The 467-nt window shown below is 28.3% G+C and carries 1 protein-coding gene; it reads right to left on the bottom strand.

Annotated features, from left to right (window positions below; all coding sequences use genetic code 11):
* Nucleotides 1–467 (bottom strand): hypothetical protein (locus HMPREF0077_RS10140; RefSeq protein WP_040349823.1); only part of this gene is annotated, 467 nt, incomplete at both ends.

Below are 467 nucleotides of genomic sequence, written 5' to 3'. Positions count from 1 at the left end.
TTTCTATAGTTTGATTAAGTTCTATCTGACTTTTTCCTATTTGTTCATAAAGAAATTCAAAGTCTCTTTGGTTGATCTCATTTCCATCACCTATGTCTATCTTATAGTGATCAACTATTTTCCCATCTACTATATGGTTAAAATAGAATTTGGAATACCCCTCCCACTTATCAGTCATCTGCCCATATTCATCTTCTCCTAAGGTCTTATTATGAAGTCTTATCTTTTCATCTATTTCCCTTATTTCATCTAATAATTCTTTAGTCAGCCTTTGTCCTGCATAATCTTTTTCTATTAGACTTGAACCCTCATTAAACTCAATTATCCAATAATCATCTTTTATATGGCTATCTAAATCAAAACCTATATTCTCTTTATTTTTATTAGTATAAAATTCCTTAAATTCTTCAAACCCATTTACTATATCATCATCTATAACTTCTTTGTTAGAATTAACTACAATATTT

Origin of the sequence: Anaerococcus tetradius ATCC 35098 (assembly GCF_000159095.1) — a bacterium.
Lineage (GTDB): Bacteria > Bacillota > Clostridia > Tissierellales > Peptoniphilaceae > Anaerococcus > Anaerococcus tetradius.
The sequence above is the reverse complement of the archived record's forward strand: the minus strand, read 5'-3'. Positions and strand labels throughout refer to the sequence as shown.